The 19,597-nt window shown below is 65.9% G+C and carries 20 protein-coding genes; 19 read left to right on the top strand and 1 reads right to left on the bottom strand.

Annotation, left to right across the window (positions count from 1 at the left end; all coding sequences use genetic code 11):
- Complete coding sequence (locus NC595_RS20080) at positions 1 to 756, bottom strand: hypothetical protein (RefSeq protein ID WP_253569194.1); 756 nt, start codon at positions 754 to 756, stop codon at positions 1 to 3.
- A gap of 101 nt (positions 757 to 857) precedes the next feature.
- Between NC595_RS20080 and miaA the strand changes: the two genes are divergently transcribed.
- The 19 genes from miaA to NC595_RS19985 all read left to right on the top strand — a co-directional run bounded on the left by miaA (position 858) and on the right by NC595_RS19985 (position 19,596).
- On the top strand, positions 858 to 1,808 hold the full coding sequence (miaA, locus tag NC595_RS20075; RefSeq protein WP_253569160.1) for a tRNA (adenosine(37)-N6)-dimethylallyltransferase MiaA: 951 nt from the start codon (positions 858 to 860) through the stop codon (positions 1,806 to 1,808).
- 159 nt (positions 1,809 to 1,967) lie between these two features.
- Entirely contained in the window at positions 1,968 to 2,237 is a 270-nt protein-coding gene (hfq, locus tag NC595_RS20070; RefSeq protein ID WP_253569159.1) for an RNA chaperone Hfq, read from the top strand.
- Between the two features lie 94 nt (positions 2,238 to 2,331).
- On the top strand, positions 2,332 to 3,645 hold the full coding sequence (hflX, locus tag NC595_RS20065) for a ribosome rescue GTPase HflX (protein WP_253569158.1): 1,314 nt from the start codon (positions 2,332 to 2,334) through the stop codon (positions 3,643 to 3,645).
- A 168-nt stretch (positions 3,646 to 3,813) separates the two neighbouring features.
- Entirely contained in the window at positions 3,814 to 4,962 is a 1,149-nt protein-coding gene (gene hflK, locus NC595_RS20060; protein WP_253569157.1) for an FtsH protease activity modulator HflK, read from the top strand.
- Positions 4,959 to 5,825 carry a protease modulator HflC gene (gene hflC, locus NC595_RS20055; RefSeq protein WP_253569156.1) on the top strand — a complete coding sequence of 289 codons (867 nt, stop codon included), beginning with the start codon at positions 4,959 to 4,961 and terminating at the stop codon, positions 5,823 to 5,825. Before hflK ends, hflC begins: the two co-directional genes overlap by 4 nt.
- A gap of 194 nt (positions 5,826 to 6,019) precedes the next feature.
- Positions 6,020 to 7,312: an adenylosuccinate synthase gene (locus NC595_RS20050; protein ID WP_253569189.1), complete on the top strand. Its 1,293-nt coding sequence runs from the start codon at positions 6,020 to 6,022 to the stop codon at positions 7,310 to 7,312.
- 248 nt (positions 7,313 to 7,560) lie between these two features.
- Positions 7,561 to 7,833: a hypothetical protein gene (locus tag NC595_RS20045; protein ID WP_253569155.1), complete on the top strand. Its 273-nt coding sequence runs from the start codon at positions 7,561 to 7,563 to the stop codon at positions 7,831 to 7,833.
- 123 nt (positions 7,834 to 7,956) lie between these two features.
- Positions 7,957 to 8,304, top strand: a complete 348-nt coding sequence (locus NC595_RS20040; protein WP_253569154.1) for a hypothetical protein — start codon at positions 7,957 to 7,959, stop codon at positions 8,302 to 8,304.
- An 83-nt stretch (positions 8,305 to 8,387) separates the two neighbouring features.
- Positions 8,388 to 8,747: a hypothetical protein gene (locus tag NC595_RS20035; RefSeq protein WP_253569153.1), complete on the top strand. Its 360-nt coding sequence runs from the start codon at positions 8,388 to 8,390 to the stop codon at positions 8,745 to 8,747.
- Positions 8,748 to 8,868: 121 nt separating this feature from the next.
- On the top strand, positions 8,869 to 9,228 hold the full coding sequence (locus tag NC595_RS20030; RefSeq protein ID WP_253569152.1) for a hypothetical protein: 360 nt from the start codon (positions 8,869 to 8,871) through the stop codon (positions 9,226 to 9,228).
- A 121-nt stretch (positions 9,229 to 9,349) separates the two neighbouring features.
- Positions 9,350 to 9,700, top strand: a complete 351-nt coding sequence (locus NC595_RS20025) for a hypothetical protein (RefSeq protein WP_253569151.1) — start codon at positions 9,350 to 9,352, stop codon at positions 9,698 to 9,700.
- Positions 9,697 to 11,796 carry an XVIPCD domain-containing protein gene (locus NC595_RS20020; RefSeq protein ID WP_253569150.1) on the top strand — a complete coding sequence of 700 codons (2,100 nt, stop codon included), beginning with the start codon at positions 9,697 to 9,699 and terminating at the stop codon, positions 11,794 to 11,796. Before NC595_RS20025 ends, NC595_RS20020 begins: the two co-directional genes overlap by 4 nt.
- 311 nt (positions 11,797 to 12,107) lie before the next feature.
- Complete coding sequence (locus NC595_RS20015) at positions 12,108 to 12,371, top strand: helix-turn-helix domain-containing protein (RefSeq protein ID WP_253569149.1); 264 nt, start codon at positions 12,108 to 12,110, stop codon at positions 12,369 to 12,371.
- Positions 12,371 to 13,615 (top strand): type II toxin-antitoxin system HipA family toxin, encoded by a 1,245-nt coding sequence (locus NC595_RS20010; RefSeq protein WP_253569148.1) that lies wholly within the window; start codon positions 12,371 to 12,373, stop codon positions 13,613 to 13,615. Before NC595_RS20015 ends, NC595_RS20010 begins: the two co-directional genes overlap by 1 nt.
- A 103-nt stretch (positions 13,616 to 13,718) precedes the next feature.
- Positions 13,719 to 15,557 (top strand): N-6 DNA methylase, encoded by a 1,839-nt coding sequence (locus NC595_RS20005; RefSeq protein ID WP_253569147.1) that lies wholly within the window; start codon positions 13,719 to 13,721, stop codon positions 15,555 to 15,557.
- A 154-nt stretch (positions 15,558 to 15,711) separates the two neighbouring features.
- The gene (locus NC595_RS20000) at positions 15,712 to 17,043 is read left to right on the top strand and encodes a restriction endonuclease subunit S (protein ID WP_253569146.1); all 1,332 of its coding nucleotides are present in this window, start codon (positions 15,712 to 15,714) and stop codon (positions 17,041 to 17,043) included.
- Entirely contained in the window at positions 17,043 to 17,870 is an 828-nt protein-coding gene (locus tag NC595_RS19995) for a hypothetical protein (RefSeq protein ID WP_253569145.1), read from the top strand. The genes NC595_RS20000 and NC595_RS19995 overlap by 1 nt, the downstream gene beginning before the upstream one ends.
- 32 nt (positions 17,871 to 17,902) lie before the next feature.
- Positions 17,903 to 18,832, top strand: a complete 930-nt coding sequence (locus NC595_RS19990) for a DUF5655 domain-containing protein (RefSeq protein WP_253569144.1) — start codon at positions 17,903 to 17,905, stop codon at positions 18,830 to 18,832.
- A gap of 245 nt (positions 18,833 to 19,077) precedes the next feature.
- Positions 19,078 to 19,596 (top strand): MarR family transcriptional regulator, encoded by a 519-nt coding sequence (locus NC595_RS19985; protein WP_253569143.1) that lies wholly within the window; start codon positions 19,078 to 19,080, stop codon positions 19,594 to 19,596.
- Position 19,597: the final 1 nt, after the last annotated feature.

Genomic DNA, 19,597 nt, shown 5'->3' with positions numbered 1-19,597 from the left:
TCAGTTCAGCCGCTGGTAGACCTGCACGAAGTCCACCGGGCGCTGCAGCGACGGCAGCTGCCACCGCTGGTGCAGCACCAGATGCCGGCGGTCGGCGCCGAGCGCCCAGTCCTGGGTGAGCCGTGAGCCATCGGCGTAGCGCATCTCCACATGCACCCCGACGGCGTCGCGGAAGCTGCGCACCAGCGCGCTGCCGTTGAATCCCTGCTGCGCCGGATGGCCAAAGCGCAGGTCGAGCTGGGTGCCGGAATCCAGTCGCAACTGCAGGGCATGGGCCTCCTCCTGCACGATCAGCACGCCGTCGTCGTCCAGCCAGGGCGGTGTGGCGAAGTGCGTCGGCGCCGCGCTTGCATGGTCGCCGGACGGCCTGTCGCCGCCGTGGTGGCGCCCGCCATGGTGTCCGCCGCCCATGCCACCTGCGTGACCACCGAAGCCGCCGCCGCCCATGCCGCCGCCGCGTCCGCCGAAACCGCCACCACCGATGCCTTCATGATGCTGTCCGGCGCCATTGGCCGGGCGCCCCGCGCCGGTGCTGGAGCTCCCGGGCGGGTGCGGCAGCTGCGGCGACTGTTCGCGCGTCGCCTCGTACCGGAGCAGCGCTTCCACCGCCGCGGGTGCGTTGCTGGCGCCATCATCCAGCCGCCAGATGCCGCTGAGGTCCGCCGTGTCGGGCGCGGCCGCGCGCAAGGCTGGCGATGCGCAGCACAGCAGGGCCAGGGCGAGCGCCGGTGCATGGTAGAGGGACAGTCGTGGCATCGGCGTGGCCTGGGCGCAAAGGCGGGGTGGGCAGGCAACGTGTGGTCGGCGGTTGCCGTTGACCCGGCCCACCCGCAGGCGGCTGTCTCTACACTTGCCGGATGACTACCGATGCGCGACCGCTCGCGATCTTCCTGATGGGCCCGACCGCGTCGGGCAAGACCGCACTCGCCTGCACGCTGGCCGATCGCTTCCCGGTCGCCCTCGTCAGCGTGGACTCGGCGCTGGTCTACCGCGGCCTGGATATCGGTAGCGCCAAGCCCGATGCCGCCACGCTGGCGCGCTACCCGCACGCGTTGATCGACATCCGCGACCCGGCCGAACCGTATTCGGCCGCCGACTTCCGCGCCGACGCGCTGGAGGCGATGCGGGCGATCACCGCGGCGGGCAGGGTGCCGCTGCTGGTCGGCGGTACCGGGCTGTATTTCCGTGCCCTGCAGCAGGGGCTGTCGGCGCTGCCGGAGGCGGATGCCGAGCTGCGTGCGCAGATCGGCGCCGAGGCCGCGGAGATCGGCTGGCCCGAACTGCACGCCCGGCTCACCGGGCAGGACCCGGTCGCCGCCGCGCGCATCGGCATTCACGATGCCCAGCGCATCCAGCGCGCACTGGAGGTGATCGCGCTCACCGGCCGGCCGATCTCCGAGTTGCAGGGCAGCCAGCGCCGCGAGCCGTTCCCGTGGCGGGTGATGAAGCTGGCCCTGCTGCCGGCCGACCGTGCGCCGCTGCACGCGCGCATCGCCGAACGTTTCGACGCCATGCTGGCCGCCGGCTTCCTCGACGAAGTGCGTGCGCTCAAGGCCCGCGGCGACCTGCATGCCGACCTGCCGGCGATTCGCGCGGTCGGCTACCGCCAGGCCTGGCAGCACCTGGACGGCGCCTTCGACGCCGCCGAACTGCGCGACCGCGGTATCTACGCCACCCGCCAGCTGGCCAAGCGGCAGATCACCTGGCTGCGCAGCGAGCTGGACGCGCGCGTGCTCGATCCGGAGCGCGCGGGCCTGACCGGGCGTGCCGTCGACGCGCTGGAGCCGTTCCTCGGACATGCCGGGTAAATGCCTGATGTGACAGCCATCGCGATCCGCCATCCAGCGTGTCGCGGCGCTTTCGCCCCCGATTTAAAAGCGGTTAAGATCCACCGCACTTGGTCCGGAGCGGGCATCCCCCGCTTTTTTTGTCCGGATCGCCGCATCAGACGGGGGAGAACCAGAACAATGTCCAAGGGGCAGTCTTTGCAGGATCCTTTTCTCAACGCCCTGCGCCGCGAGCGCATCCCGGTGTCCATCTACCTGGTGAACGGCATCAAGCTGCAGGGCACGGTCGAGTCCTTCGACCAGTTCGTGGTGCTTTTGCGCAACCAGGTCAGCCAGATGGTCTACAAGCACGCTATCTCCACCGTGGTGCCCAGTCGCAACGTGCGGGTGGGCAATGGCCACGAGGGCCAGTCCGAGACGCCTGCCACGGCGGCCGACGCCGAGGCCTGACTCCAGGCGGGCGGCCGTGACGCGGCCGCCCGCTTGATCGCGCCGGCGTCGCCCCCAGCTTGGGACGTTCCATCCGCCGGAGCCGCAAGCCCCCGTGTTCGATAGACAGAAGAGAGGCGACCGCGCCTTGCTCGTCCAGCCGCATTCGCGCGGCGAGGGCGACGCCGCGCGTCGCGCGGAAGAGTTCGCCGAGCTGGCCAAATCCGCCGGTGCCGAGATCCTCGGCACGGTGCCGGCGCGCGTGGACGTGCCCAACCCGCGCTTCTACATCGGCACCGGCAAGGCCGACGAGGTGGCCGAGATGGCCCGCGCGGTCGAGGCCGACCTGGTGCTGGTCGACCACCTGCTCAGCCCGGTGCAGGAGCGCAACCTGGAAAAACACCTGGGCGTGCGCGTGGTCGACCGCGCTGGGCTGATCCTGGACATCTTCGCCCAGCGCGCCCGCTCGCACGAAGGCAAGCTGGAAGTGGAGCTGGCCCAGCTCAAGCACATCGCCACCCGGCTGGTGCGCGGCTGGACCCACCTGGATGCCCAGCGCGGCGGTGCCATCGGCAACCGCGGCCCGGGCGAGACCCAGCTGGAAACCGACCGCCGGCTGCTCGCCGAGCGGGTGAAGATGCTCACCAAGCGGCTGGAGAAGGTGCAGGTGCAGCGCGGCCAGCAACGCCGCGCGCGGTTGCGCAACACGGTGCCGCGGGTGGCCCTGGTCGGCTACACCAACGCCGGCAAGTCCACCCTGTTCAACGCGATCACCGCCGGCGGCGTGTATGCCGCCGACCAGCTGTTCGCCACGCTCGACCCCACCGTACGGCGCATCGAGGACCTCAGCTGCGGCCCGGCGGTGATCGCCGACACCGTGGGCTTCGTGCGCGACCTGCCGCACGACCTGGTCGCCGCCTTCCGCGGCACCCTGGCCGAGGCGCGCGACGCCGACCTGCTGCTGCACGTCAGCGACGCCGCCGACGAGGAGCGCGACCGCCTGCACCGCGTGGTCGACGGCGTGCTGGAAGAGATCGGCGCCGGCGACCTGCCGCAGCTGCACGTGATGAACAAGATCGACCTGGCCGGCGCCGAGCCGCGCATCGTCCGCGACGGCGAGGGCCGTCCGGTGCAGGTGTGGCTGTCCGCCGGCACGGGGCAGGGGCTGGAGCTGTTGCGCGAGGCGCTGGGCGAACTGCTCGGCGGCGAACGCGTGCGTTCCGAGCTGCGCCTGCCGCTGTCGGCCGGTCGCCTGCATGCACGGCTCAAGGCGGCCGGCGCGATCGCTGGCGAGCGGGTCGACGAGGACGGCTGGCACCTGGACATCGACGCCCCGCGCAGCGTCATCGCTCCGCTGAGCGGCGGCCTCGGCGGCGATGCCGTGCTGCTGCGCGACCTGCTCGAACGCACCGCCCCGCCGCTGGAGTGACCCGCAGGCGCCGGACGGCTCTGGTAGAATTGCGCCCGTTTTGTGCCTGTGGTGCCCCTCGGGGCGGACCTTCACGCCAAGCGTGCCCGATCGAGTCATGACCCAACCCGTCACACCTGTGTTCCGGCTGTATTTGCCGGCCTCCCAGCGGCCCCAAGGAGACTGACCATGGCCTGGAACGAACCCGGCAAGAACGACGGACAACGCGACCCCTGGGGCAAGAACAACCGCCCGAACGGCAACAGCGGCCCGAACGGCCTGGACCAGCTGCTCAAGCGGCTGCGCCAGCGCTTCGGCAAGCTCGGCGGTGGCCCCGGCGGCATCTTCACCATCGTGCTGGCGGTGCTGCTGGCGTGGCTGCTGGTGTCCAGTGCCACCGTCATCAACACCAGCCAGACCGGCGTCGTGCTGCGCTTCGGCAAGTATTCGCGCACGCTCACGCCGGGCTTCCACTTCAAGCTGCCCGCGCCGATCGAGACGGTGGCCAAGGTCGAGACCACGCGCATCCGCGCCCAGGTCGGCCAGGTGCGCATGCTCACCAGCGACGAGAACATCATCTCGGTCGCCTACAACGTGCAGTACCAGGTCTCCGACCCGCGCCAGTACCTGTTCTCCACCAACGATCCGGACGACACCCTGGCCCAGGCCGCCGAAGCGGCGGTGCGCTCGGTGGTCGGTGCGCATTCGATGGACGAGATCCTCACCAGCCCGGGCGACGCCGCCGATTCGCTGCCGGCTTCGGCTGCCTCGGCGAGCGCCGCGACCGCCGCGAAGCTGGCGGCGGCCAAGCCGGGCAAGGACGACCGCATCACCCTGCAGCAGCAGACCCTGGACGCCCTGCAGCACACGCTGGACAGCTACCACGCCGGCCTGCAGGTCACCGACGTCAGCTTCCAGAACGTGGCCCCGCCTGACGAGGTGAAGGCCGCCTTCGACGACGTCAACGCCGCCCGCGAAGACAAGCAGAGCGCGGTCAACAAGGCCCATGCCTACGCCAACCAGGTGATCCCGCAGGCCACCGGCGAGGCGGCCCGCATCATCGCCCAGGCCAAGGGCGACAAGGCCGAGCGCATCGCCCGCGCCACCGGCGACGCCGAGCGATTCAACCTGCTGCTGAAGGAATACAAGGCCGCCCCGGCGGTGACCCGCCAGCGGCTGTGGCTGGAAACCATGGAAGACGTGATGGCGCGCAACCCGAAGGTGGTCGACGGCTCCGGCGGTCGCAACATCATCAACCTGCCGGCGGGCCTGGGCAGCAAGCTCAGCCCGGGGGCCACGGTCAGCGCCGATGCAGCCTCGCAGGAGAAGCAGCCATGAAGATCTCCGCCATCATCGCCGTGATCGTGCTGGCCCTGCTCGGCCTCAACAGCATGTACGTGGTGGGCGAGGGGCAGTCCGCGCTGTTGCTGCAGTTCGGCCGCATCGTGCGCACCGGCGACCAGCCCGGCCTGCACTTCAAGCTGCCGGTGCTGCAGCAGGTGATGCGCTTCGACAACCGCATCCTCACCATGGACGCCAGCCCCGAGCGCTACCTCACCTCGGAGAAGAAAAGCGTCAACGTCGACTTCTACGTGAAGTGGCGCATCGCCAACAACGCCGACTACTACCGCGCCACCGGCGGCGACCCGGTGCAGGCCGCCCAGCGGCTGAGCCCCATCGTCAAGAACGCGCTGCGCTTCGAATTCAACAGCCGCACCCTGCAGGAGCTGATCTCCGGCGGCCGCCGCGACATCACCAACAAGGTGCGCGAGCAGACCGACCTGGCCTCCCGCAAGAGTCTCGGCATCGAGGTGGTGGACGTGCGCATCAAGCAGATCGAGCTGCCCAACGAGGTCAGCGACTCGGTCTACAAGCGCATGAAGGCCGAGCGCCTGCAGCTGGCCAACGAGCTGCGCTACACCGGTGAGCAGATGGCCACCACGGTCACCGCCGACGCCGACCGCCAGGCCCAGGTGCTGCGTGCCGACGCCGACCGTGACGCCGCCAAGATCCGCGGCGAGGGCGACGCCCAGGCCGCGCTGATCTACGCCCAGGCCTACGGTCAGGATCCGGAATTCTTCGCGTTCTATCGATCCATGCAGGCGTATCGTCACGCCTTCGACGATGGCAAGAACGTGCTTGTCATCAAGCCGGACGATCCGTTCCTGCAGTATTTCCAGAACAGCGCCGGAAAGCGCTGAGACACGTTCGCGACACACCGGCGGGCCGCCGATCGGCCCGTTCCACGAGGCTCTGGCCACGAGTCCAGAGGGTGCGTCGCGCGCGGGCGTGACGGGGTGACATGGATGCCACCGACCTGCGCCACCGCAGCACCGGCAACACCACCGCAGTACCTCCCGCCCCGCCGATCGGGGCGCCACACGAGAGCAAAGCCATGGGCAAGTCCGTAGTCATTCTTGGAGCCCAGTGGGGCGACGAAGGCAAAGGCAAGATCGTCGACCTGCTGACCGAACGCGTAGGCGCCGTCGCGCGCTTCCAGGGCGGCCACAACGCCGGCCACACGCTGGTGATCAAGGGCAAGAAGACCGTCCTCCACCTCATTCCCTCGGGCATCCTGCGCGACGACGCGCTGTGCCTGATCGGCAATGGCGTGGTGCTCAGCCCGGCCGCACTCAAGAGCGAGATCGAGGAGCTGGAGGCCAACGGCGTCAACGTGCGCCCGCGCCTGAAGATCAGCCCCGCCACGCCGCTGATCATGCCGTACCACATCGCGGTGGATAAGGCGCGCGAGGCCAAGGCCGGCAAGAGCGCCATCGGCACCACCGGCCGCGGCATCGGCCCGGCCTACGAGGACAAGGTCGCCCGCCGCTCCATCCGCGTCGCCGACTTGATGTACCCGCACGAGCTGCCGGAAAAGATCAAGACGGCCGTCGAGTATCACAACTTCATCCTCGCCCAGTGGCTGGGCGCCGAACCGGTGGACTACCAGACCGTGCTCGACGACGCGCTGGCCTACGGCGAGTTCATCCGTCCGATGGTCGACGATGTCGCCACCATCCTGCACGACGTGCGCAAGGAAGGCGGCCACATCCTGTTCGAAGGCGCACAGGGCGCGCTGCTGGATATCGACCACGGCACCTATCCGTACGTCACCTCCAGCAACACCACCGTCGGCGGCGCGCTGGCCGGCACCGGCGTGGGCGCGGGCGACATCGACTACGTGCTGGGCATCTGCAAGGCCTACGCCACCCGCGTCGGCGGCGGCCCGTTCCCCACCGAGCTCAACGACGAGATGGGTGAGCGCCTGCGCAAGGTCGGCAACGAGTTCGGCGCCAGCACCGGACGTCCGCGCCGCTGTGGCTGGATCGACCTCGTCGCGCTCAAGCGCGCCGTGCAGATCAACGGCATCAACGGCCTGGCCATCACCAAGCTCGACGTGCTCGACGGCCTGCCGTCCATCAAGGTCTGCATCGCCTACGAATACCGCGGCAAGCGCCGCGAGCTGGCACCGCTGGACGCCGACGGCTGGGAAGAGTGCAAGCCGGTATACCTGGAATTCCCGGGCTGGGAAGAGTCCACCGCCGGCATCCGCGAGTGGGACAAGCTACCCCCCGCCGCGCGCGCCTACCTGCGCTCGCTGGAAGAACTCTCCGGCTGCCGCATCGCCCTCGTCGCCACCGGCGCCGACCGCGACGACACCATCATCCTGGACGACCCGTTCGCCTGAGCTTCCGGCAAGGCGTGACACGAAAAAGCCCCGCGATGCGGGGCTTTTTCTTTGGCGGCCTCGCCGCACCGAAACTCGGGAAAACGCCTACTTCGCGGCGGGCATCACGGTGGCACCATCGCAAGCCGTGCCACCCTTCGCACACAGCACACGGAGCGTGTCCATGGCCCAGGCGATCGATCCCATACGTCTCAAGTCAGCCGCCGAGCACCTGGAGTGGGTGCTGAAGCAGCACCCCGATGCGGAGGATGTACAGCCTTCTGCAGTCTCTGCGCCCCCTCATTGAGAACGCCAAGGCGGGAAAGATCTCAGAGCCTATGGACGGTATTCGCGTCCCCGGTGCGTATAACCACGGAGATGGGCGCTACGTACCCTACAAGGAGCCGAGTGTCGGTGACGCCTACGCCCGCTTCATCATCGAACTCGAAGGTGGGCTGACGGAGCGGGACAAGTTGCTCCTTGCGCGCATCGATGCCATGCGGCAAGCGATGGTCACTGGTGGCCAGACAAGTGGCAGCTGACTGCTTCTGCTGGCGCGGTCCGACAGGTGCCCCGGCCGTTATGGAAGGGAGCTCGCGCATACCGGGACCCTGGCGCAAGGAATCGACGATCCGATACTCCCCAGTGCGCAACGGGAACTTGCCATGACCCAGGCCATCGACCCCGCAAAGCTCAAGGAAGCCGCCGAACATCTTGACTGGGTGCTCAGGCAATACCCGGACAACGATGATGTGCAAGCCCTCTTGCAGGCGCTCTCACCGCTTATCGAGGATGCGCTGCAAGGTCGCGTGCTTGCGCCCGTGATCCGCACGGATATCCCCGGGACGTGGAACTTCGGGGATGGGCGCTACATGGCCTACAGGCGCCCCAGCGTAAACGGCGCCTACTCCCGGTTTATAACGGAGATGGGTGGTGGTTTTAGTGAGGACATGAAGGACATCGTTCGCAGGCTCGATAGCGCTCGGGGAGACAGGACAACGAGAGGTCGTTGATCGTGCCCACATTCATGCGGCCGCGAGAGCGATCTGGAAGGGTAGTGGTTCGAAGGGTCGGGTTGAACTGGAGGGGGTGTGTCATGGCGAAAACCATCGATTCCCAAAAACTCGAGAATGCTGCGGAGCGCCTGGAATGGGTGCTTCACCAGTACCCGGACAGTGACGAGGTGAAGAGTCTGTTGACGTCGCTGTCGGCTTTGATTGAAGAAGCCAAAGCAGGGCGTGTACTCGTGCCGATCAACGGTAGCGATGTCCCAGGTGCTTATGACTTCACGGATGGTCGATTCATCCCGTACCGGGAGCCCAATGTCGACAACGCGTACTCCGATTTCGTGGACGAGATCGAAGGGGGCCTTTCCGAAGAAGACAAAGAGCGCATCGCGCGCATGGATGCCATGAGGCAGGCGATGTCGGACAGCGACCCGACAACCATCAACTGACTACATTCGTGTTTGCGTGCGTGTAGTGACTTGCCCTTGAAGCGGCCTGCCGCACACAACGCGGACTACCTGCACAAGAATCGTGCGATCCAATTTACCGGTTACTCGAGGACAGCGTGCCATGACCCAAGCCATCGACCCAGCAAAGCTCAAGGAAGCAGCCGAGCATCTGGAGTGGGTGCTGCAGCAATATCCGGACAGCGAGGATGTGCGGGATCTTCTGCAGTCTTTATCGCCGCTCATCGATGATGCCAGGGCGCAAAGGATCTCGGCCCCTTTGGACGGCACACGCATCCCGGGGGCCTACAATTTCGGAGATGGGCGGTACGTCCCCTACGGAGATCCGAGTGTCGATGAGGCCTATACGAGCTTCATCATCGAATTGGAAGGTGGACTGACGGAGCGGGACAGGTTGCGCATTGCCCGCTTGGATGCGGTGCGGCGAGTGATGTTGGACAGCGGCCCGACAACCATCAACTGACTACATCCGTGTCTGCGTGCGTATGGCGACTTGTCCCTGAGGAGGAATGTCGCACGCGACACGGACTATCTGTAAAAGAGTCCTGTGTTCCAATTTTCCGGCTACTTGAGGACAGCGCGCCATGACCCAGACCATCGACCCGGCAAAGCTCAAGGAAGCAGCCGAGCACCTGGAGTGGGTGCTGAAACAGTATCCGGACAGCGAGGATGTGCAGAGTCTTCTACGCGCCCTTAAGCCCCTGCTTGATGAGGCCAAGGCAGGTCGGGTGCTGCAACCCGTGGACAGGAGGGATATTCCCGGTGCTTACAACTTTGCTGACGGTCGCTATGTCGATTTCACGGACCCCGACGTAGACGACGCATACGTTGGCTTTTCAATTGAAATGCGTGGCGGTCTGACCGAGCAGGAAAAGCGAATCAATGCGCGCATGGATGCGATGCGCAAGGCGAAGACCGAGGAGCCCCGGTCATGACTGCGGATGGGATGACGGACGATCATCTCAAGCAGCGTTACTCGGATGCCATAGCCAGGTTCGAGACGTTCAAGCCGGATGGCGTATCGTTGCAATCGGCGCTCGACTATCTGGAAACCAATGAGGGTGCGATGTATTGGTGGCGCCTCAGCGAGGCCGCTCCATCGGACACTCCCTCGAGAAAAATCACCGATCGTGCTGTTGAGCAGCTCATGTCCGGCCGCGAGCTCCCCAGCATGGAAACGCTCGACACCGGCGAAACCCTGCTGAAGTTCGTGCCGGCAGGCACTCAGCCGAGCACTCACTCCCCGTTCTGGGCCAAGGCCGCCGAAGCCGAGGCGGCGATAGCGCAGGGTAGGAACATCTCCGAGTTCTACGGCCTGCCGATAGCCAGCGAGGCGCCACGCTACGACGTCTATCGCATCACGCCAAAGGTGCCGACGCAGGTGTTCGTCAGTACCGTGGCGCCGACCTCCGAGCTGGACGGATTGGTCACCAAACCGGGCGGTGCCGAGCAGGCGCTGGTGCCCAATCGCCAGCTCTTCCATGAGCCGGTTTACGTCAAATCGGTCGACAACCTGCCCAAGCCCGAGGTGACCGTCGCGCGGGCAGGCGAAGTGCCGGGGCTAGCCCGCGGCCTGGGTGTGCTCGGTGCCGCTGCGGTTATCGAGGACACCGCCAGCACCGTCGATCACACCACCGATCTGCTTCGCCAGGGCAACGTCACCGGCGCGCAGTCCGGCATGTTGCATCTGGGCGGTCGCACGCTGGGCATGGTGGCGGGGGCCGAGGTCCTGGGCGGGCTTGGCACGCTCGCCGGCATCGAATCCGGCCCGGGTGCGTTCGTCACCGGCGCGGTGGGCGGGGTGGTTGGCGCGATCGGCGGCGACAGGCTCGTGAATGCTTTCGACGACTACCGCATCTACCACCAGGACGATCCGCAAGGTCGGCCCTGGCGCTACGACCCGGCGCACCCCGGGCAGGGCTGGGTGTCCGATCTGCCGCCGCTTCCCGGCGACGTGCAGGGCCCCGTGGCGGACGCGGCGCTGCAGAGCCGGCTGGACTACCAGGCATCCACCCGCATGGCCGAACTGCGCATGGCGCAACCGAGCGAGCTGGCCGATCCGTACCGGCAGCCAGCCAACGCCGCCGACCCGGCCCGCCTCCAGGCCGACGACTGGAGGCGCCAGGCCGAGAGCGGGCAGTGGACGCGGTCGGTGGTGACCGGCGTGGTGGGGCGCGTGGTCGAGCGCGGTACCGAGGTGGCCTCTCCCCAGCGTGCCGCCGAACTCGACCAGGCGGCCGAGCGCAGCATCGCGCACAACCGCGCCAATTCACCGCAAGGTGTGGCGGAGGCCTATCGCGCGCTTTACGAACAGCGCGGCTGGTCTGCATTCGGGCCGCTGCCTGAGGCAGTCGCTTCCACCCTCCGTGATGCGGATCGGACGGTATTGGCCTCCGATGGCCGCAGCTATACCCGCGATGCGCAGGGCCAGTGGAGCGCGCCCGGCATGCTCTTCGGACGGCACGCCGCCGAAGGCAACGTCGCGGCGGAAATCCGTGAAACCCGGGATATGGAGGCGTCGAAGCTGTCTGCGGCGCAGGGACACGGCTGTCGCGAGTCGCCAGCGTCTCGTCCGGTCAATCCCCCCGAGCCGGCCTTGCCTACGCGACTGGACGACCCGCAGCATCCGGACCACGCCTTTTTCCAGCAGACCCGGCAGCACGTGCACGCGCTGGACCGTTCGCTCGGCCGCGCCCCCGACATCCACAGCGATCAGGTGGCTTCGTCGCTCGCCGTGCAGGCGCGCGCCGACGGCCTGCAACGCATCGACCGCATCGCGCTCTCGGACGATGGCACCCGGCTGTGGGCGGTGCAGACGCCACCGGGCCGGCAGGACCACTTGCTCGACCTGCGCACCCAGGTCCCCACCGCCAGCGCCAATACCCCCATGGAGCAGAGTGCTGCCCGCTGGCCGCAGGCGATGGAGCAGTTCCAGCAGGTCACGCAGCAGCAAGGACAAGCGCAAGCCGTTGCAGCCATGCAGGTGCAAGCCTCGCAGCAAGCGTCCTCTGGCCCGAGCCTGGCTCGCTAGCGTTGGGAGGTGATCGTACCGCTGCGATCGTCTGGGGCGACCTGTTCGCCTGAGCTTCCGGCACGGCGTGACGAAGAGAAGCCCCGCGATGCGGGGCTTTTCTTTGCGCGTTTGCTTTGCGCGCCTTGAAGCAGGGCAGGCGATGTAACGATTTGTTACAGCGCCTGGGTCGCACCGGAAGTAGCGGGAACGGTGGCAACCTGGTGATCAAGAAAGTCGGTCAAGTTCAACTTTCCTTGATTTTCCACTGAGAATTCCTTAAAAGTCGGACTTCGCCGACTTATGGCGATCTCAAGGGCCCCAAACACACCATGTCGACCAGGACCAACTTTTCGCCCAAGGTGCGCGGTCATGCCCGGCGTGGTGACGACCCGGATGCGCTGGCGCTGGGCGAGATCGTGCGTACGGCGCGCATCGGTGCCGAGCTGACCCAGGACCAGCTTGCCCTTGCCTCCGGGGTCGGGCGCGACACCGTCATCGCGATCGAGAACGGTCGCGGCACCGTGGGTCTCGGCAAGGCGCTGCAGGTGATCAAGGCGCTGGGGCTGCGCATCGTGCCGCAGGAGCGCGGCTGATGCTTGCTGTCCGGCATGCGGGGGAAATCGTCGGTCGTCTGCAGGCCCGGGAGCGCGAACTGGCGTTCACCTACGACGCCGCATGGCTGGGGCGACCCCATACCTTCCCGCTGTCTCCACGCCTGCCGCTACGGGCCGATCCGCATATCGGCGAGGAGGTGCTGTTCTTCTTCGCCAACCTGCTTCCGGAGGGGCCGGTTCTCGACACCCTGTGCAGGCTGCAGCGACTTCCACGCGGGAACGTGTACCGCCTGCTGGAGGCGTTCGGTCGAGAGTGCGCGGGTGCCTTCGAGCTGGTCCCGGAAACGGACGAGCCGCAGCGCGAACCTGCCTACGAGCCGTACCCGCCGGATCAGCTGACGGCGGACCTGCAGCGCCTGCGCGACAACATCCCGCTGCTGCAGAGTCACGGCGATCTGCGTCTCTCGCTGGCGGGCGCGCAGAACAAGATTCCCCTGCGCTACGCGGATGGCCAGTTCAGCCTGCCGGCGGGCGGTGCGGCGTCCACGCACATCCTCAAGCCGGCACTGCAGCCGGAAAAGCTGTATCCCGATGCCGTGCTCAACGAGGCGCTGTGCATGCGTCTGGCGCAGGCGGTCGGTTTGCCGTCGGCGCCGGTGCAGCTGGTTGCGCAACCCGAACAGGTGCTGCTCGTGGAGCGCTACGACCGCGTCATCGACGGCGATCGCGTCCATCGCCTGCATCAACTCGACTTTTGCCAGCTGGCCGGCGTTCTGCCGGACCAGAAATACGAGATTGAAGGCGGTCCGGGTGTCCGTGATCTGTTCGCACTCATCGACCGCCACAGCGCGCTGCCGGCGCGGGATCGCCTGCAACTGGTCGACTGGCTGCTGTTCAATATGCTGATCGGCAACGCCGACGCGCACGCCAAGAACATCGCCATGCTCTACGACCGGAAGGGAAAGCTGCGTCTGGCCCCGGCCTACGACCTCCTGTCCACCGCCTACTGGCCCGAACTGGACGACAAGCTGGCCATGGCCATCGGTGGCGAGCGTCGTCCGCGCTGGGTGATGAAGCGCCAATGGCAGCAGCTCTGCGACGAAGCCCGGCTCAACCTCACCTTGTTGCGGCGGCGCGCGCTCTCGTTGGCCGACGCCTTGCAGCAGCAGCTGCCGGGCGTGGCCGGTGGCTTGGGCGTCGAAGCGGATGCTCCTCTGCTACGACACCTCTCCACAACCATTACCCGGCGACGTGCCTACCTGGCGCGGCTGGAGGGCGCATGAGCGCGCCCCAACGCTCTCAGTCGTTGCGACGCCATACCGCCATGGTGCATCGCCTTCACTTCCATGCCGGCTCTGGCCGGCTATTTCACACAAGCAGTCACCCATGAACCAAACCTCCCTTTCTGCCCTCATCTGGTCGGTCGCCGACCTGCTGCGCGGCGACTACAAGCAATCCGAATACGGCCGGGTGATCCTGCCGTTCACCGTGCTGCGCCGGCTGGACTGCGTGCTGGAGGCGACCAAGGCCAAGGTGCTGGCGGAAAAGAAGAAGCGCGAGGCGGCCGAAATTGATCCCGACCAGTTCCTTCGTCGCGCGTCCGGGGTGAAGTTCTACAACGCCTGCGAGCTGGACCTGCCTACGCTGATGGGCGACCAGGACCACATCGAGTCCAACCTCACCAGCTACGTGCAGGGCTTCTCGCCCGAGGTGCGCGAGATCTTCGAGCGCTTCGACTTCGCCACCCAGGTCAACCGGCTGGCCAAGGCCGACCTGCTGTACCTGGTCACCGAGAAGTTCGCCAACGTCGACCTGCACCCGGACCGGGTGGACAACGTGCAGATGGGCCTGGTGTTCGAGGAGCTGATCCGCAAGTTCGCCGAGCTGTCCAACGAAACCGCCGGTGAGCACTTCACCCCGCGCGAAGTCATCCGGCTGATGGTCAACCTCATCTTCATCGAGGACGACGAGGTGCTCACCCCCGGCAACAACGTAGTGCGCACCATCTACGACCCCACCGCCGGCACCGGCGGCATGCTCTCGGTGGCCGCCGAGTTCCTGCGCGACCACAACCCGGAGGCGCGCCTGTCGCTCTATGGCCAGGAGCTCAACGACGAGTCCTACGCCATCTGCAAGGCGGACATGCTGATCCGCGGGCAGGAGGTCACCAACATGGTGCCCGGCAACACGCTCAGCGACGACGGCCATGCCGCGCGCAAGTTCGACTACATGCTGTCCAACCCGCCGTTCGGCGTGGAGTGGAAGAAGGTCGAGAAGGCGATCCGCAAGGAGCACGAGGAGAAGGGCTTCGACGGCCGCTTCGGCCCTGGCCTGCCGCGCGTGTCCGACGGCTCCATGCTGTTCCTGCTGCACCTGGTGTCCAAGATGCGCCCGGCGGTGGACGGCGGCAGTCGCTTCGGCATCGTACTCAACGGCTCGCCGCTCTTCACCGGCGGCGCCGGCAGCGGCGAGAGCGAGATCCGCCGCTACCTGCTGGAGAACGACCTGGTGGAGGCCATCGTCGCCCTGCCCACCGACATGTTCTACAACACCGGCATCGCCACCTACGTGTGGGTGGTCTCCAACAAGAAAGATCAGAGGCGCAAAGGCACCGTGCAGCTGATCGACGCCGGAAGCTTCTGGCAGAAGATGCGCAAGAGCCTCGGCTCCAAGCGCAAGGAAATGAGCGACGCGCACATCGACGCCATCACCAAACTGTTCGGCGAATTCCAGGAGGCGGAACTCGCCACTGTGTTCGACGCCGACGGCAAGGAAGTGGAGCGCAGCATCATCGCCGCCGCCGAATTCGCCCCCGAGCCGCCGCCCGGCGGCAAGGTGAAAGTGGCGCCGCTGGCGCGCATCTTCCGCAACCAGGAATTCGGCTATACCACCATCACCGTCGAGCGCCCGCTGCGCGACGAGCAGGGTAAGGTGGTGCTTGGCCAGAAGGGCAAACAGAAAGGCCAGCCGCAGCCGGACAGCAGCCTGCGCGACACCGAGAACGTACCGCTGGGTGAAGACATCCAGGCCTACTTCGATCGCGAAGTGCTGCCGCATGCCCCCGACGCCTGGATCGACGAAGCCAAGAGCAAGGTGGGCTATGAGATCCCCTTCAACCGCCACTTCTACGTATTCGAGCCACCGCGCCCGCTGCATGACATCGACGAGGAACTGAAGGCCGTCTCGGCGCGGATCATGGCGATGCTGGGAGAGCTGGCCGAATGATCGCGCGGCCCATCCCGCCCCAGCCCCAACGCGCCCACCCGCACCCCCACGCCCAGCTTCCCATCCCCCTCGCCATTACGACCGCCACCATCCCCCTCACAGTCATGCCAGCGCACGCTGGCATCCAGCGTCTCGGCTCGTGCGGGGTGCGGTCGTGAGCTTGCCGCGTTATCCGGAATACAAGGACAGCGGAGTGCCATGGCTAGGCGAGATTCCGGCTCATTGGCTCATTGCTCCGGTCAAACAATTGGGAAAGTTGAAGGGGGGCGCAGGCTTTCCCCATGCCGAGCAGGGGCTCGACGCCGAGGAGCTGCCGTTCCACAAGGTGAATGCGCTGGGTCGTGCTGGCAGCGATGGCGTACTTTGGGGAAGTGAAAACAATATTTCTCGCGCTACGGCAGAGCGCCTTGGTGCCTACATATTTCCATCGGGGGCGCTGGTCTTTGCCAAGGTGGGTGCTGCACTGCTTTTGGGGCGAATTCGGAGGCTTGGCGAAGCTGCGTGCATCGACAACAACATGATGGGACTGGTTGTCGATGACGACGCCGCAGACGTTGCGTTTGTCAGCTATGCGCTGAATCTCGTTCGCTTTGATCTAATCGCAAATCCTGGTGCTGTTCCGTCGTTGAACGAAGGACAGATCGGAAATTTTCAGTTGGTGCTGCCAAATCGCGCAGAGCAGCGCGCCATCGCCACCTTCCTCGACCGCGAAACCGCCAAGATCGACGCCCTGATCGCCGAACAGGAAAAGCTGCTGGCGCTGCTGGCCGAAAAGCGTCAGGCCACCATCTCCCACGCAGTCACCCGCGGCCTCAACCCCAACGCCCCCATGAAGGACTCCGGCATCCCCTGGCTGGGCGAAGTGCCGGCGCATTGGGAGGTTGGGCCGCTAAAGCGCTTTTGGTCAGTCACCGATTGCAAGCATCTGACAGCGGAGTTCACTGAGGATGGCATTCCACTGGCCAGCATTCGCGAGGTGCAGTCTCGCTTCGTTGACTTGTCCGACGCCAAGCGCACCACGGAGGGCTTCTTCGAGCAGTTGATCGAGGGTGGGCGTGATCCACGGGCAGGTGATCTTCTTTTCAGTCGCAATGCAACTGTTGGTGAGGTGGCTCAGGTGCCCAGCTCGGTGGAGAAATTTGCGATGGGGCAGGATGTCTGCCTGCTTCGCAGGCTTGGTGGCGCCGCGTCACCCGATTACATGCAATGCGTCCTGCGATCGCCTGTGGTTTCTGAGCAATTGAACGCGCTCATGATTGGCTCAACCTTCAAGCGGATTAACGTTGAGCAGATCCGCAGCCTTGCTGTTCCGTTCCCGCCGCCGGGTGAGCAGCTTGAAATCAGCAGCTGTCTTGAAAACCTACTTGGTAGTTATGAATCACTGGCGCAGGGAGCGGTTGCTGCTGTAGCCCTTCTGAAAGAACGTCGCAGCGCCCTGATCTCCGCCGCCGTCACCGGCAAGATCGACGTGAGGAACGCAGCGTGATGCAGTACATCGCCGAGGCACAGGGGCTCTGGTACGAAGGTACGCAGGCATGGTTGCGACGTGTCCAGGGCCTGCCGATCATCCTTCCCTTCGCTATCGTCGATGAGCTGCCGACGTCGGATCGGCTCTTCGTCGAGGACTACTTCAATTCAAGTACGCGAATCCGACGTGGCAGATTGTTCGAACGAGACAACAACAAGAATGGGTGGCCGGCGGATTGCGTGTCGCGCTTCCCCAATCGGGACACGAGTAATCCTTCCAATACCTTCAACGTAAACCGTGCCTACTGCACGGCGAACGTGCCCCCGAAGCTGGGTGCTGAGGTCAGTCTGGGGGACGGCGGAGCGAGCTCGCGTTGGATTGTGGTTCTCTCGGAGCGCATCGGCTTGGAGGGCTGCTTCGTCACGCTCAAGTCGAAAACGCATCTTGGGGTGCTGCCCGAGCTGATCGTTTCGGCGATCCCGGCAGGCAGCCGGCACGATTTGCATGCGGCTGTCGAAGCCGTCGTCGAGACCGCGACGATCCAGGCGCCTCAGGCTGCGATCGATGCTTGCCGAAACGCCGCTTGTTACATCATCAGCGCGAGGTATCCGGCGTCGAGTCCGGAGGGTACGAACGACCTTGGGCCGCTGGTGCGCTATCTGAGAGAGCAGGAGATGAAGGCGCAAGCCGACGCCGGTGATTTGATCCGCCTGCTCCACGCCCGCGCAAAGGCGAACGGCGAGGCGAGTCACGGAACACGTGCCGTTTCACGGAGTGATGCGGAACTGGCGGTAAGCGCACTGGCGTTCTTGCTTCAGGATTTCGGGTGGGCTGCCAACGATTAGTTGGTCAAGCTGGGCAAGGACTGGGGAAACACATGAGTGACATTCAATTGTTCCGGCTTGCCTCAGGTCAGGCCCATGAGCTTTCCGGGCGTTCGGCCGCCGTGGAAAAGCACCTGCAATCCCTGATCGAAGCGCAGATGCCGACCTTCCTCGGCGTGCGCTTCCTCGCCACCGAGTACGTGACCGGCAAGACCCACAAGGGCCGCATCGACTCGCTGGGGCTGGACGAGAACGGCTGCCCGGTGATCGTCGAGTACAAGCGCCACAGCAATGAGAATGTGATCAACCAGGGGCTGTTCTACCTGGACTGGCTGATGGATCACCGCGCGGAGTTCCAGTGGCTGGTGATGGAAAAGCTGGGCAAGGACGTGGCCGAGCAGATCGACTGGTCCGGCACGCGCCTGCTCTGCATCGCCGCCGACTTCACCCGCTACGACCAGCACGCGGTGCAGCAGATCCCGCGCAATATCGAACTGATCCGCTACAAGCTGTTCGGCGACGACCTGCTGCTGCTCGATCTGGTGAACAGCGTGAGCGTGGACGACGCGACCACCGCCAAGGCCGATACCGCTGGCTCGACCACCGGGACAAAGCCCAAACCGGTCGGCAAGGACAAGACGGCGGAGGAACAGCTCAGCCAGGCACAGCCCGTCATCAAGGAGCTCTACACGGCCTTGTCCGGCTATCTGCTGGCGCTGGGCGACGACGTGCAGGAAAAGCACCTGAAGCTCTACGTCGCGTTCCGACGCCTGAAGAACTTCGCCTGCGTGATCCCGTACCGGGACAAGCTGCTGGTGATGCTGAAGCTGGACCCGGACACGGTGGCGCTGGAGGAAGGCTTCAGCCGCGACGTGCGCAACATCGGCACGTGGGGCACCGGTGACCTGGAGCTGTGCCTGCGGACGATGGCCGATTTCGAGCGGGCCAAACCCTTGCTGGATCGCAGTTATGGCGAAAGTTGATGGCTGAAGCGACCGTAGATCTACACGCGAGGGTGTTGCTGTTTTGGCAACCTTGGTTGCTGATTGGGCAACAGGCTTTGTCTGAGCGTTGATCGCGCCGCTAATTTCAGTTTGGGGTCCAAGTGAAATTAGCGGGAGTCAGTCCGACGCTACGAGACCGGCTCTTTCTGCAGTCACACGCTTGCCGTGCACCGTTTAATCCGCGATATTCGCGATTCGCGAATTGCGAATAACGAGCCCGAGCCGTGGAACTCAAGCCGCAGGACCTGCTGGTATTGCTCAAGGTAGCTGCCCACCCGGGCCAGCGCTGGACCTATGCCGCGCTGGGGGAGGCGCTGACGCTCAGCGCCTCGGAAGTGCATGCCTGCGTGAAGCGTGCGGTGGCGTCAGGCCTGGCCGTGGCGCGCGGACGCGGCGATTGGGCACCGGTGCGTCCTGCACTGGCTGAGTTCGCCATACACGGCGTGCGCTACGTGTGGCCGGCGCAGCCGGGGCCGGTGAAGCGCGGGGTCCCAACGTCGTTCGGGGTGGCGCCGTTGGCCGGGAAGATCTCCGCCGCAGCCGACGAAGCACCGGTGTGGGCGCACCCCTCCGGCACGGCCAAGGGGCCGAGCCTGTCGCCGATCTACCGTTCGGCGCCGCAGGCTGCATTGCTCGATCCTGCCTTGCACCGTCTGCTGGCCTTGCAGGACGCGATTCGCGCCGGCCGGGCGCGTGAGCGGTCGCTGGCAACGGACATGCTGACGAAGGAGCTGGGGAGTTAAG

This window comes from Dyella lutea (assembly GCF_024158035.1).
GTDB lineage: Bacteria > Pseudomonadota > Gammaproteobacteria > Xanthomonadales > Rhodanobacteraceae > Dyella_A > Dyella_A lutea.
This window is presented reverse-complemented; position numbering and strand designations above follow the sequence as displayed.